This window comes from Acidovorax sp. BLS4 (assembly GCF_032929295.1).
Classification (GTDB): Bacteria; Pseudomonadota; Gammaproteobacteria; order Burkholderiales; family Burkholderiaceae_C; genus Paracidovorax.
Genome location: NZ_CP136797.1, coordinates 3,783,369 through 3,795,259 on the forward strand (window position 1 = coordinate 3,783,369; position 11,891 = coordinate 3,795,259).

Genomic DNA, 11,891 nt, shown 5'->3' on the forward strand with positions numbered 1-11,891 from the left:
CCGCCACGCCCACCCCGACTGCCCGTTCGCACCGCAAGGAAATTTCCCATGAGCCGCCTCGTCGTCATCTCCAACCGCATCGCCGATCCCCGCAAGCCCGCCGCCGGAGGCCTTGCGGTCGCACTGGGCGAGACGCTGAGCCGCACCGGAGGCCTGTGGTTCGGCTGGAGCGGCAATATCTCCGAAGACGGCCTGCCCGGTGAAGGCAAGCTGCAGACGCGCCAGGCGGGCACCGTCACCCTGGCCACCGTGGATTTGTGCCAGGAAGACCACGACAGCTACTACAGCGGCTACAGCAACAGCGTGCTGTGGCCCGTGTTCCATTACCGGCTGGACCTGGCGGATTTCAACGCCAGCTACATTGCCGGCTACCGCCGCGTGAACCAGATGTTCGCCCGCAAGCTGCTGCCGCTGCTCAAGGAAGACGACACCATCTGGGTGCACGACTACCACCTGATCCCGCTCGCCGCCGAGCTGCGGGCGCTGGGCTGCCGCCAGCGCATCGGGTTCTTCCTGCACATCCCGGTGCCCCCGCCGCTCATCATGGCCGCCATCCCGCAGCACGAATGGCTCATGCGCTCCCTGTTCGCCTACGACCTCGTGGGCCTGCAGAGCGAGGCCGACGTGTCGCACTTCACGCGCTACCTGAGCAACGAAGCCAATGCGGAAACCGTGGGCCCGCAGCACCTGCGCGCCTTCGGCGCCACGGTGCAGGTGGGGGCCTTCCCCATCGGCATTGACGTGGACGAATTCACCCGCCTGGCCGCCGCGCCCGAGGCCGTGCAGACCTTCACCGCCATGCGCGACGAGTATTCGCGCCGGCGCCTGCTGCTGGGCATCGACCGGCTGGACTACTCCAAGGGCATCCCGCAGCGCGTGCGCGCCTTCCGCGAGCTGCTGGCGCGCTACCCCGAGAACCACCACAGCGCCACGCTGGTGATGATCGCCTCGCCCACCCGCGACAGCGTGGACGCCTATGCCGACCTGCGCCAGGAACTGGAAGGTCTGTGCGGCGCTATCAACGGCGACTACGGCGAACTCGACTGGATGCCGCTGCGCTACATCCACCGCACCGTGGCCCGCAAGCGCGTGCCGGGCCTGTGCCGCGCCGCCGCCGTGGGCCTGGTGACGCCGCTGCGCGACGGCATGAACCTCGTCGCCAAGGAATACATCGCCGCCCAGGACCCGGACGACCCCGGCGTGCTGGTGCTGTCGCGCTTCGCCGGCGCGGCCGAGCAGATGAAGGAAGCGCTGCTGGTCAACCCCTACGACACGCAGGGCATGGCCGACACCATCCAGACCGCGCTGCAGATGCCGCTCAAGGAACGCCAGCGGCGCCACCAGGCGCTGATGGAGCGCATCCGGGAGCACGACATCCACTGGTGGCGCAAGACGTTCCTGGAGACGCTGGGCTGAGGGGCTGCAACCGGATGGGCCGGCTCGGAAATGCCGGCAAGACCGCCTGGGCCGCCACGACCACGGCGCGCGCCTGAATCGCCCGCCCCCCCTCAGAACGCCTTCAGCCGCTCCTGCAGAAAATCCAGAAAGCACGCGATGCGCGCGGCCAGCTGCGTGTTGCGGTAGTACACCGCGCTGATCGGCTGGCGCACGTCGGCCGTGTCCTTCGCTAGGATCTGCACCAGATCGCCCCGCTCGCGGTCGGCGGCGGTCATGAAGTCGGACAGGCACACGATGCCCGCACCCCGCAATGCCAGCTGGCGCAGCGTTTCGCCGCTGGAGGCGGTGATGTCCGGCGTGATGGGCCATTCGTCGCCATGCGCGCCGCGCAGCGGCCAGCGGTTGAGCGATTCGACCTGTGAAAACCCCAGCAGCGTGTGGCGGCCGAGGGCCGCCGCGGTCCTGGGCCGGCCGTGTTCGGCGAGATAGGCCGGACTCGCCAGCACCCGGATGCGGCTCGTGGCCAGCGGCCGGGCGTGCAGCGTGGAGTCGCGCAGCGGGCCGATGCGGATCGCCACGTCGGTGCGGCGCGCCAGCAGGTCGATGTTCAGCTCGTCGGTGTCCAGCTCCAGCGTGATCTGCGGGTAGGCGCGGCGGAACTCGGGCACCAGCGGAACGACGGCGTGCAGCATGAACGGCGTGGCGGCGTTCACGCGCAGTCGGCCGGCGGGCTGGAGCCGGCGTGCGGCCATGTGCTCCTCGGCGTCGTCCAGCGCGGCGAGGATCGCGCGGGTGCGGGCCAGGAAGGCCTGGCCCTCTTCGGTGAGTTCGATGCGGCGCGTGGTGCGGCGCAGCAGGGTGGTCTCGAGCTTCTTCTCCAGCCGCGCCAGCGCCCGGCTGATGCCGGAGACGGTCTGGCCCAAGTGCTCGGCGGCGGCCGTGATGGAGCCGCCGTCCACCACGGCGGCAAAGGCCTGGAGTTCTTCGAGCGTGGTCTTCATGGCGCGCAGTCCAGCCGTTTCATTATTGATTCCAGGGCAAGTATCTATGGAGCGAAACCGGGTGTTTCTGCAAAGGATAAACCCGCAGACTCGGCGCATCTTCAGGAGTGCTTCCATGCCCATTGCCTTGTTCGCGCTGACGCTCAGCGCTTTCGCCATCGGAGCGACTTCGTGATCGTCAGCCTGCTGCCCACGGCGGCGGCGGATGTTTCCATCGGCCTGCCCTCGGCCGGCCTGCTGGTGTCGCTGGCCCTCACGCACTACAGCGCGGTGCTGGACCGCCGCAGCCGCTTCGCGGTGCGCACGGGCAGTCCGGCCGTCGCGGCCCATTGATCCGGCCGCTTTGCATGGCCAACCTTTTTCCGTTCACCCCTTCATTTCCATCGGAGACTTTCATGACCACACCCGTTGCCTCCCCCACCGTGCCTGCATTCGGCCTGGGTACCTTCCGCCTGAAGGACCAGATCGTCATCGACTCGGTGAAAACCGCGCTGGCGCTGGGCTACCGCCACATCGACACCGCGCAGATCTACGGCAACGAGTCCGAGGTCGGCCAGGCCATCGCCGAGAGCGGCGTGCCGCGCGACGAACTGTTCATCACCACCAAGGTCTGGACCGACCACCTGGCGGCCGACCGGCTCGTTCCCAGCCTGAAGGAAAGCCTCGCCAGGCTGCGCACCGACCGGGTGGACCTCACGCTGATCCACTGGCCGTCGCCCGGCGGCGCGGTGCCGGTGGGAGAGTCGCTGGGCGCACTGGCCGAGGCCCAGGCGCAGGGACTGACGCGGGCCTTCGGCGTATCGAACTTCAACACCGCCCTGCTGCGCGAAGCCATCGCTGCCGTGGGCGCGGACCGCATCGCCACGCACCAGATCGAGCTGCACCCCTACCTGCAGAACCGCGCGGTGGTGGACTTCGCGCGCAGCCAGGGCATCCACACCACGTCGTACATGACGCTGGCCTACGGCCAGGTGCTGCAGGACCCGGTGATCCAGGCCATCGCGGCGGAACTGGCGGCCACGCCGGCGCAGGTGGCCCTCGCCTGGGCCATGCAACTGGGCCATGCGGTGATTCCCTCGTCCACGCAGCACGCCCACCTGCAAAGCAATCTGAAAGCACCGCAGCTGCGCCTGACGGACGGGCAGATGCAGCGCATCGCCTCCCTGGAGCGCGGCGGCCGGCTGGTCGATCCGCAAGGCCTGGCACCGGCCTGGGACTGACCCGGCCCGCCCCGTGCCCGGCGGCGGCTATTCCTCGGACGAAAAGCCCGACGCCGCCACCACGGGTGCCCAGCGCTCGCGCTCCTGCGCCAGTTGCCGCGCGAACTCTTCGGGGGTGCTGCTGACGGGCTCGAAGCCCAGCTTGGCCAGCGACTCCACCACGGCCGGATCGCGGATCGCCTGTTGCGCCAGCGCCAGCAGCCGGTCGACCTGCGCGGCGGGCGTCTTGGCGGGCAGGTACAGCCCATAGCTTTCCACGCCATGGATGCCGGCGAAGCCCTGCTCTTCGAACGTGGCGACATCGGGCAGGAAGCGCGAGCGCCGCGTGTCGGTCACGCCCAGCACGCGCACCCGGCCGGTGGGCAGATGCGGCAGGCAGTCGCCCACGCTGAAGCAGCCGGAGGCGACCTGCCCGCCCATCAGGTCCTGCAGGCCCGGGGCCGCGCCACGGTAGGGCACGTGCGTGAGCTGGATGCCGGCCGCGCGGGCGAACTGGGTGCCCAGAAAGTGCGGCATGGCACCGGCCGCGGGCGAGGCGTAGCCCTCGGGCTCGGTCCGCGCCTTCGTCCAGTCGGCGAACTGGCGCAGGGTCTTGACCGACTCGGGCACCTTCGGCCCGACCATGAAGCCGCAGGTGGACAGGGCCACCGGCGTCACGGCGATGAAGTCCGTGGCCGGCCGGTACTGCAGGCGCTTGTAGACGTGCGGGTAGATGGTCAGCATGGACGAGGGGCTGAGCACCAGGGTGAGCCCATCGGGCGGCGCGTCCTTGAGCGTGGCCAGGGCAATGCGCCCGCCCGCGCCCACCTTCTGCTCGACCACCGTGGTGGTGCCGGTGCGGCCACGCCACTGCTCGGCCAGGCGGCGGGCCACCACGTCGATCGATCCCCCGGCGGGAAACCCCACCAGGATGCGGGGCACGCCCTGCTGCGCCCGTGCGGGCGCTCCCAGGCCAGCGGCGGCCAGCCCTGCCAGCGCCAGGCCGGCCTGGCGTCGGTTCATCTTCGTCATGCATTGACTCCTTGTGTGGGTTCTGTTGGGGCAAGGCTGGAAAGCATGCCAGACGACCGTGCCGGCCGGAGCCATGGGGCCATCCAGGGGGCGGGGATCAAGGGAGGGGCGCGGACGACGCCGCTGCCGCCGCCGTTGCCAAGCGCTCCAGCAGCGGATGCAGTTGCCCGCCGCCCTCGCCCACCGCCTGCACCAGCGCCGCATCGTGCGCCAGCACCGCCTCGCTCAGCCGCTGCAGCGCGGCGCGGCCCGCGGGCGTGGGGTGCAGGGTCCAGCCCCGGCCATCCAGCGGATCGGCGGCGCGCCGCACCCAGCCCTGGGCGTGCAGCCAGTCCACCAGGCGCATGCCGCCGCTGCGGTGCAGCCCCATCGCATCGGCCAGCACGCCCTGGCGCAGGCCCGGGTTGCCCGCCACCAGCACGAGCGCGGCGAAGCGCTGCGGGCTCACGTCGGCCTGCGCGGCGACGGCCCGCTGAAAGTGCAGGTACAGCGCGTTCTGCGCGCGCCGCAGCGCATAGCCCATGAGCTGGTCGAGCACGCCGTAGTCCAGGCCCGGCAGGGGGCGCAGCTCGCCCTCGGGCGCATCCGGGGCGCGCGCCGGCGCCGCAGGCTTGGCCGGCGCATGGGAGGGCAGGGTTTTCGCGCGTGCCGATTTTTGTTGCATGGCGCAACAATAGGCGGCGCCATCGCATGGCGTCAAGCAGGACAACCCGGAGACACACCATGCCCTCTGCACCGCTCCACATCGTCGTCGCCGGCGGCGGCATCGGCGGCCTCACGGCCGCGCTGGCCCTGGCGGCGCAAGGCCACCGCATCACCGTGTGCGAGGCGTCCGCGCACCTGAAGCCGCTCGGCGTCGGCATCAACCTGCTGCCGCACGCCGTGGCGGTGCTCGATGGCCTGGGGCTGCTGCCCGCGCTGCGCACGATGGGGGTGGAGACCGCGGCGCTGGTCTTCGCCAACCGCCACGGCCAGCCGATCTACGAAGACCGGCGCGGCGTGGCCGCGGGCTACAGCCATCCGCAGCTGAGCGTGCACCGCGGGCAGCTGCAGATGTTCCTGTGGGACGAGGCGGCGCGGCGCCTCGGCGCGGCGGCGATGCGCAGCGGCGCCCGCATCACCGGCAGCACGCAGGACGACGCCGGCGCCACCGCCCACATCGCCCATGCCGATGGCCGCACCGAGGCGCTGCCCTGCGACCTGCTGATCGGCGCGGACGGCATCCATTCGGCGCTGCGGCGCCAGTTTTTCCCCGATGAAGGCGCGCCGTGCTGGAACGGCATGATGATGTGGCGCGGCACCACGGTCGCGCGGCCTTTCCTGGACGGGCGCACCATGGTGCAGGCCGGCCACCGCCGGGCGAAGTTCGTGGTCTACCCGATCGCGCCGCCCGCGGCGGACGGCACGCAGCTCATCAACTGGGTGGCCGACCGCCGCCTGCGCGAGGACGGCTTCGGCGGCGGGCTCCGGGCGCCCGACCGCGCCGACTGGAGCCGGCCCGGCGCGGTGGACGACCTGCTGCCCACCTTCGGCGCGTGGCGCTTCGACTGGCTGGACGTGCCCGGCGTGATCCGCGCGGCCACGCAGATCCTGGAGTGGCCCATGGTGGACCGCGACCCCCTGCCCCGCTGGCGCCACGGCCGCGTCACCTTGCTGGGCGATGCCGCGCACCCCATGTACCCCATCGGCTCCAACGGCGCCACGCAGGCCATCCTGGACGCCCGCGCGCTGGCCGATGCGCTGCACGCGCAGCCCGACCCTGTCGCCGCGCTGGAACACTACGAGGCCGCGCGCCGCCCCGCCACCGCCCGCATCGTGGCCCTGAACCGGCAGGAGGGCCTGGACGCCATCCTCGACATGGTGGAAGAACGCGCCCCCGAGGGCTTCGCGCGCATCGAGGACGTGATGGACCCGGCCGTGCTGGCGCGCTGGGTGCAGGAATACAAGGCCGCGGCCGGCCACCGGCAGGTCGAAGCAAAATCGGCCTCCAGCACATGATTGACTAGGGCATAATGCTATTATTTTTATAGCAATCGGCCATCTAGCTCCCCAACGGGGCGCGGGCGCGCGGCGCCCCGGCGCCCACTGCCGATAATCGCCCGATGCCCCGCACCTCCCAACAACTCCATCCCCACCGCGAACCGGTGGCCACGCGCGCCGCGGCCACCGTGCTGCTGCTGCGCGACGCGCCGGCAGCCGGCGGCGGCACCGGGCTCGAAGTGCTGATGACGCGCCGCTCGCCCAACGCCAGCTTCGCGCCCGACGCCTACGTGTTCCCGGGCGGCGGCATCGACGCGCTGGACGCCGCGCCCGCCTCGCACGCCGCCGCGGACCGGCGCGCCACGCAGAACGACCTGCGCGTGACCCAGGCCATCGCCGCCATCCGCGAGAGCTTCGAGGAACTGGGCGTGCTGCTGGCGCGCCATGCCGATGGCCGCTTCGCCGGTGCCGCGGACATCGCCGCGCTCGACCGCCACGCGCCGTTCGTGGCGCAGTGCCAGGCGCGCGGGCTGCGGCTGGCGGCCGATGCCGTGTTCCTGCTCGCCCACTGGACGGCCGACCGCGACCTTCCGCGCCGCTTCGACGTGCCCTTTCTCGTGGCGCGCATGCCCGAGGGCCAGGAACCCGTGGCCGACGAGGCCGAGCAGTTCGAGCCGGTGTGGGTGCGCCCGGCCGATGCGCTGGAGCGCCATGCCGCAGGGCGCTTCTTCATGATTTACCCCACCATTCGCACGCTGGAGCGCCTGGCGCGGTTCGACGGTGTGGACGCCGTGCTGGCCGCCGTGGCGCACGAGGCGCCGCTGTGGACCAGCTGCCCGCGCGCCGGCCTGCTGGCGGGCCGGGAGTCGCGCCACATGGAGCACGAGCCACCCTTCGGCGAACTGGCGCTGGTGTGCCCCGACGGCCAGATCGTGCACCCGCTCGACTGGCAGAGCGACCGCCCGGTGCCGCTGCTGCGCAATGTGCAGCGCCTGACCGCGCCCAACCCCGGCGTGATGACCGGCCCCGGAACCAACAGCTACCTGGTGGGCGACCCGGCCACGGGGTTCATCGCCATTGACCCCGGCCCGCAGGATGCCGAGCACCTGGAGCGCCTGTGGCGCGCGGCCGGCGGCGACATCCGCATGATCGTGTGCACGCATTCGCACCCCGACCATTCCCCCGGCGCGCTGCCGCTGCAGGCCCGGGTGGCCGCCCATGGCCGCGCGGCGCCGCCCATCCTGGGCCTGCCGTCGGCGCCCACCGCGCGCGCGGCCAGCCACTTCGTGCCCGAGCGCGCACTGGCGCAGGGCGAGCGGCTCGTGCTGGCCGGCCCGTCGCCCGAGGGCGAAGTCACGCACACGCTGGAGGTGGTGCACACCCCCGGCCACGCGGCCAACCACCTGTGCCTGCTGCTGGTCGAAGACGGCCTGCTTTTCAGCGGCGACCACATCCTGAACGGCAGCACCACGGTGGTGGACCCGCCGGACGGCAACATGGCCGACTACCTCGATTCGCTCGACCGGCTCGATGCGGTGTGCGAGCGGCACGGCGTGCAGTTCATCCTGCCCGCGCACGGCTACGTGTTGGGCGATGCGCGCGGCGCCATCGCCGGCCTCAAGGCCCACCGCTTGGCGCGCGAGGCCAAGGTGCTGGCCGCGATGCGGGCCTTTCCCGATGGCAGCCCGGACGACTGGGTGCGCCACGCCTACGGCGATGTGCCCGAGCGCATGTGGCCGGTGGCCCGGCGCTCGCTGCTGGCCCATGTCGAGCGCATCCGCGCACTGAACCTTTCCCTGGAGCCCGGCCATGTCTGATCCCAACCGCGAACACATCCGCCTCGCCAAGCGCGTAGCCGAACAACTGGGCTGCTCGCGCAGCACGGCCGAGCAATACATCGAGGGCGGCTGGGTCCGCGTGGACGGCCGCGTGGTCGAGGCGCCCGGCGCCCGCGTCTCGCCGCACCAGGCGGTGGCCATGGACCAGGACGCCAACCTGATGGAGTTGACCCCGGTGACCCTGCTGCTGCACAAGCCCGTGGGCTACGAAGCGGGACTGGGCAGCCCGGGCACACCGCAGGGCCCGGTCGGCGCGGCGCCGGCAGGCCCAGGCCGCCATGGAAGCCACGGCAGCCGCAGCCAGGGCGAGCCCTCGGCGCTCACCCTGCTCGGCGCGGCCTCGCATGCGGCCGACGACGCCAGCGGCACGCGCGTGCTGCAGCGGCACTTCCGGGCGCTCGAATGCTTCACCCCGCTGCCCACGCCCGCGAGCGGCCTGGTTGTCTACACGCAGGATGCGCGCATCGCCCGCAAGCTGGCCGAGGACATCGAATCGCTGGAGCAGGAATGCATCGTCGAGGTGCAGGGTACGCTGTCCGACAGCGGCCTGAAAAAGCTCTGCCACGGCCTGAGCTTCAACGGCCGACCGCTGCCGCCCATCAAGGTGAGCTGGCAGAACGAGACGCGCCTGCGCTTTGCGCTCAAGGGCATCCGCCCCGGGCAGATCCCGGCCATGTGCGAGGCCGTGGGCCTGTCAGTCGTGGCCATCAAGCGCATCCGCCTGGGCCGCGTGCCGCTGGCCAAGGTGCCCGAGGGCCAGTGGCGCTACCTGCAGCCGTGGGAAAAGTTCTGACGCCGGCGGGCGCCCCGCCGCGCGCAGCGCCACCGCAAACGCTACAAAATCAGTAGCTGCCACCGCAAGTTGGTATTGCGCTACAGGCCGATGGACAGGCCACCGATGCCCCAGGGGCTGCGCTACACTCCGCGGCACCGAGGAGAGCAGCCCATGGACATGACCCCACCACCCGCAGACAGGGTGTCTTCCACCTTCACATCGCACGGCATCGAACCGCATGCCTTGGTCTTCACCGGCAGCGGGGGCGAATACTTCCGGGTGTGGATCGTGAACGTGCTGCTGGGCATCCTCACGCTCGGCCTGTACACGCCCTGGGCCCGCCGGCGCACCGCGCAGTACTTCTACGGCCATACCCTGGTGGCCGGCAGCCCCCTCGAATTCACCGCGCAGCAGCGCCGCATGGTCTTCGGCTTCGTCGTGCTGCTGGGCCTCACCGCCGCCTACCAGATCGCCGTGCGCACGGGGCAGGACGCCACCGTGGGCCTGTTCCTGATCGGCGGCGCCCTCCTCGCCCCGCTGATCTGGGGCAGCGCCATGCGCTTTCGCCTGGCCAACACGCGCTGGAAGGGGCTGCGCCTGCAGTTCAACGCCAACTGGCGCGAGGTCTACCAGGCCAGCTGGCCGGTGTTCGCCATCGCCCTGGTGGGCCTGGCGGTGTTCTTCGGTCTGCAGGCCCTGGCGCCCGAGGCGCAGTTGCCGGCCGGCGGGCGCAAGCTGCCGAAGGTGACGGGGCCCATGTGGGGCCTGCTGGCCGTGGGCCTGGTGCTCATCGTGCTGTGCTTCATCCGCCTCGAATACAACTACCGCAGCCTGCTCGTGCTGCGCTCGCAGATCGGCGCCGAGCCCGGCCGCTGGAAGCCGGAGTACGTGGACTTCGTCAAGGTCTGGGTCGCCACCGTGCTGGTGTTCCTCCTGTCGTCGGCCGTGCTGGGCGCCGTCATCGCCGCGGCGCTGAAGGGCTCGTGGGCGCTGCTGGCCAACTCCACGCAGCGCATGGGGATGTGGCTGTTCGTGTTCATCGTGCTGGGCTTCATTCTGTTCTTCGTGGTGTTCCTGCTCGCATCGGCCCCCGCGCGCGCCTTCCGCGAAGCGCGCATGTTCCAGCTCATGTGGAACAACATCGGCGTGAGCCACATGGCCCGCTTCAAGTGCGACTTGCGCGCGGGCCGCTACGTGGGGCTGCGGCTCAAGAACATCCTGCTCACCGTGGTCACGCTCGGGTTCTACCGCCCGTTTGCCCGCGTGAGCGAATACCGCATGAAGCTCGAATCGGTCACCCTGCACATCAAGGGCGGCGTGGACCAGGTGGCCGGGCAGCTCGTGCGCCAGCAGCAGGGCGGCGTGGGCGATGCGCTGGCCGACGCGGCCGGCCTCGACCTGATCGGCTGACGCTTCGCCGTTGCCGCACCGCGACCGCATGGCCGACCCTTCCGCGCCCCCGGCCGCTTCGCCCCCCCACCCTGGGGCGCCGGCGCTGGTGCCCGCGCGCTGGTACGACGGGCGCAGCAGCAAGGCGCAGCCAGCGCTCGTGGGCCTGTCGGCCGGCGCGCGCGGGCCCACGCTCACGCTGCACCCCCTCGCCCCCGGCGCCCCGCCCAGGGTGTTCGGCTTTCGCGAGGTCGATTGGCCCGAGGCCTGGAGCGAGAACCGCCCGCCACCGCGCATCGTGGTGGACCTGCGCGACCACGGCAGCCTGGAGATCAAAGCGGTCAGCGCCTGGCAGGCCGCCATGCACGCGGCCGGCCACCGCCCCGGCATCGCGCAGCGCATGCAGACCCGATGGACCGTGCTGGCCGCCACCGTGCTGGCCTCGGTGCTCGCGCTGGTGCTGTTCTACCGCTACGGCACGCCCTGGGCCGCCACGCAGCTCACGCGCCACGTGCCGATCGCCTGGGAGGCCGCATTGGCGGACCGCGCCATGCAGCAGATGGACCACGGCACACTCAAGGCCAGCACCCTGCCCGCGGCGCGCCAGACCCAGTTGCGCGAGCGCTTCGATGCGCTGGCGGCGCAGGCGCGCACCCTGCCGCCGCGCTATGGCGGCTACACGCCGCGCCTGCAGCTGGAGTTCCGCCAGGGCATGGGCGCCAACGCCTTCGCCTTGCCCGGCGGGCGCGTGGTGATGACCGACGGGCTGGCCCAGGCGGCCGCGAAGAACGGCCTGAGCGACGACGCGCTGGTCGGCGTGCTCGCCCACGAAATCGGCCATGTCGTGCACCGCCACACCACGCGCACCGTGGTCGAGCAAGGCGTGCTCAACATCGGCCTGGGACTGGCGTTGGGGGATGTGTCGGGCCTGCTGTCCACCGGCGGCGCACTGCTCACCGGCCTGGCCTACAGCCGCGACCACGAGCGCGAGGCCGACTGCTACGCCATCGCGCTCATGGGCCAGGCCCGCCTGCCCACGGCGCCCATGGCCGACTTGCTGCTGGCCATTGCGCACGACGAGGAAAAGAAGCACCCCGGCGCCCCGGCGGGCAAGCCCCAGGAAAGCAAGGGCCAGAGCGATCCGCCAAAACAACGCTCACCGGGCGTCGAGCCCGGCGGCGAGGGCCTGCTGTCGCTGTTGAGCAGCCACCCGGGCACCGTGCAGCGCGCGACCGAGCTGCGCGAGGGCCGGGCACCGCACTGCGCCCGCTGAGCCGGG

Annotated in this window: 10 protein-coding genes and 1 pseudogene; 8 read left to right on the plus strand and 3 right to left on the minus strand. The window is 71.6% G+C overall.

What is annotated here, in order from left to right:
• The first annotated feature begins 48 nt into the window (after nt 1-48).
• Entirely contained in the window at nt 49-1,416 is a 1,368-nt protein-coding gene (otsA, locus tag R1Z03_RS17420; protein WP_272565231.1) for an alpha,alpha-trehalose-phosphate synthase (UDP-forming), read from the plus strand.
• Nucleotides 1,417-1,508: 92 nt separating this feature from the next.
• On the opposite strand, the gene R1Z03_RS17425 is transcribed toward otsA, so the two are convergent.
• The gene (locus tag R1Z03_RS17425; protein ID WP_317353313.1) at nt 1,509-2,399 is read right to left on the minus strand and encodes a LysR substrate-binding domain-containing protein; all 891 of its coding nucleotides are present in this window, start codon (nt 2,397-2,399) and stop codon (nt 1,509-1,511) included.
• A 115-nt stretch (nt 2,400-2,514) separates the two neighbouring features.
• On the opposite strand from R1Z03_RS17425, the pseudogene R1Z03_RS17430 reads away from it, so the two are divergent.
• Together R1Z03_RS17430 and dkgB are read left to right on the plus strand one after the other, a co-directional pair.
• A pseudogene (locus R1Z03_RS17430) lies at nt 2,515-2,648 on the plus strand (MFS sugar transporter); the annotation flags it as partial.
• 146 nt (nt 2,649-2,794) lie between these two features.
• Nucleotides 2,795-3,619: a 2,5-didehydrogluconate reductase DkgB gene (dkgB, locus tag R1Z03_RS17435; RefSeq protein ID WP_317353314.1), complete on the plus strand. Its 825-nt coding sequence runs from the start codon at nt 2,795-2,797 to the stop codon at nt 3,617-3,619.
• Nucleotides 3,620-3,646: 27 nt separating this feature from the next.
• On the opposite strand, the gene R1Z03_RS17440 is transcribed toward dkgB, so the two are convergent.
• Both R1Z03_RS17440 and R1Z03_RS17445 read right to left on the minus strand, forming a co-directional pair.
• Nucleotides 3,647-4,630 (minus strand): Bug family tripartite tricarboxylate transporter substrate binding protein, encoded by a 984-nt coding sequence (locus R1Z03_RS17440; RefSeq protein ID WP_284425388.1) that lies wholly within the window; start codon nt 4,628-4,630, stop codon nt 3,647-3,649.
• A gap of 97 nt (nt 4,631-4,727) precedes the next feature.
• Nucleotides 4,728-5,294 (minus strand): MarR family winged helix-turn-helix transcriptional regulator, encoded by a 567-nt coding sequence (locus tag R1Z03_RS17445; protein WP_284429677.1) that lies wholly within the window; start codon nt 5,292-5,294, stop codon nt 4,728-4,730.
• 59 nt (nt 5,295-5,353) lie between these two features.
• Between R1Z03_RS17445 and R1Z03_RS17450 the strand changes: the two genes are divergently transcribed.
• The 5 genes from R1Z03_RS17450 to R1Z03_RS17470 all read left to right on the plus strand — a co-directional run bounded on the left by R1Z03_RS17450 (nt 5,354) and on the right by R1Z03_RS17470 (nt 11,885).
• Complete coding sequence (locus tag R1Z03_RS17450) at nt 5,354-6,628, plus strand: flavin-dependent oxidoreductase (RefSeq protein ID WP_317353320.1); 1,275 nt, start codon at nt 5,354-5,356, stop codon at nt 6,626-6,628.
• 104 nt (nt 6,629-6,732) lie between these two features.
• Nucleotides 6,733-8,427 carry an MBL fold metallo-hydrolase gene (locus tag R1Z03_RS17455; RefSeq protein WP_317353323.1) on the plus strand — a complete coding sequence of 565 codons (1,695 nt, stop codon included), beginning with the start codon at nt 6,733-6,735 and terminating at the stop codon, nt 8,425-8,427.
• On the plus strand, nt 8,420-9,241 hold the full coding sequence (locus tag R1Z03_RS17460) for an RNA pseudouridine synthase (RefSeq protein WP_317353326.1): 822 nt from the start codon (nt 8,420-8,422) through the stop codon (nt 9,239-9,241). The genes R1Z03_RS17455 and R1Z03_RS17460 overlap by 8 nt, the downstream gene beginning before the upstream one ends.
• A 159-nt stretch (nt 9,242-9,400) precedes the next feature.
• Nucleotides 9,401-10,633, plus strand: coding sequence for a YjgN family protein (locus R1Z03_RS17465; protein ID WP_372588280.1), 1,233 nt, complete (start codon nt 9,401-9,403; stop codon nt 10,631-10,633).
• Between the two features lie 28 nt (nt 10,634-10,661).
• Nucleotides 10,662-11,885 carry a M48 family metallopeptidase gene (locus R1Z03_RS17470; RefSeq protein WP_317353330.1) on the plus strand — a complete coding sequence of 408 codons (1,224 nt, stop codon included), beginning with the start codon at nt 10,662-10,664 and terminating at the stop codon, nt 11,883-11,885.
• The last annotated feature ends 6 nt before the right edge of the window (nt 11,886-11,891 follow it).

Coding starts and splice junctions, on each gene's coding strand:
- R1Z03_RS17455 (WP_317353323.1), top strand. CDS start 6,733: ATGCCCCGCACCTCCCAACAACTCCATCCCCACCGCGAACCGGTGGCC.
- R1Z03_RS17470 (WP_317353330.1), top strand. CDS start 10,662: ATGGCCGACCCTTCCGCGCCCCCGGCCGCTTCGCCCCCCCACCCTGGG.
- otsA (WP_272565231.1), top strand. CDS start 49: ATGAGCCGCCTCGTCGTCATCTCCAACCGCATCGCCGATCCCCGCAAG.
- R1Z03_RS17465 (WP_372588280.1), top strand. CDS start 9,401: ATGACCCCACCACCCGCAGACAGGGTGTCTTCCACCTTCACATCGCAC.
- R1Z03_RS17460 (WP_317353326.1), top strand. CDS start 8,420: ATGTCTGATCCCAACCGCGAACACATCCGCCTCGCCAAGCGCGTAGCC.
- R1Z03_RS17440 (WP_284425388.1), bottom strand. CDS start 4,630: ATGACGAAGATGAACCGACGCCAGGCCGGCCTGGCGCTGGCAGGGCTG.
- R1Z03_RS17445 (WP_284429677.1), bottom strand. CDS start 5,294: ATGCAACAAAAATCGGCACGCGCGAAAACCCTGCCCTCCCATGCGCCG.
- dkgB (WP_317353314.1), top strand. CDS start 2,795: ATGACCACACCCGTTGCCTCCCCCACCGTGCCTGCATTCGGCCTGGGT.
- R1Z03_RS17425 (WP_317353313.1), bottom strand. CDS start 2,399: ATGAAGACCACGCTCGAAGAACTCCAGGCCTTTGCCGCCGTGGTGGAC.
- R1Z03_RS17450 (WP_317353320.1), top strand. CDS start 5,354: ATGCCCTCTGCACCGCTCCACATCGTCGTCGCCGGCGGCGGCATCGGC.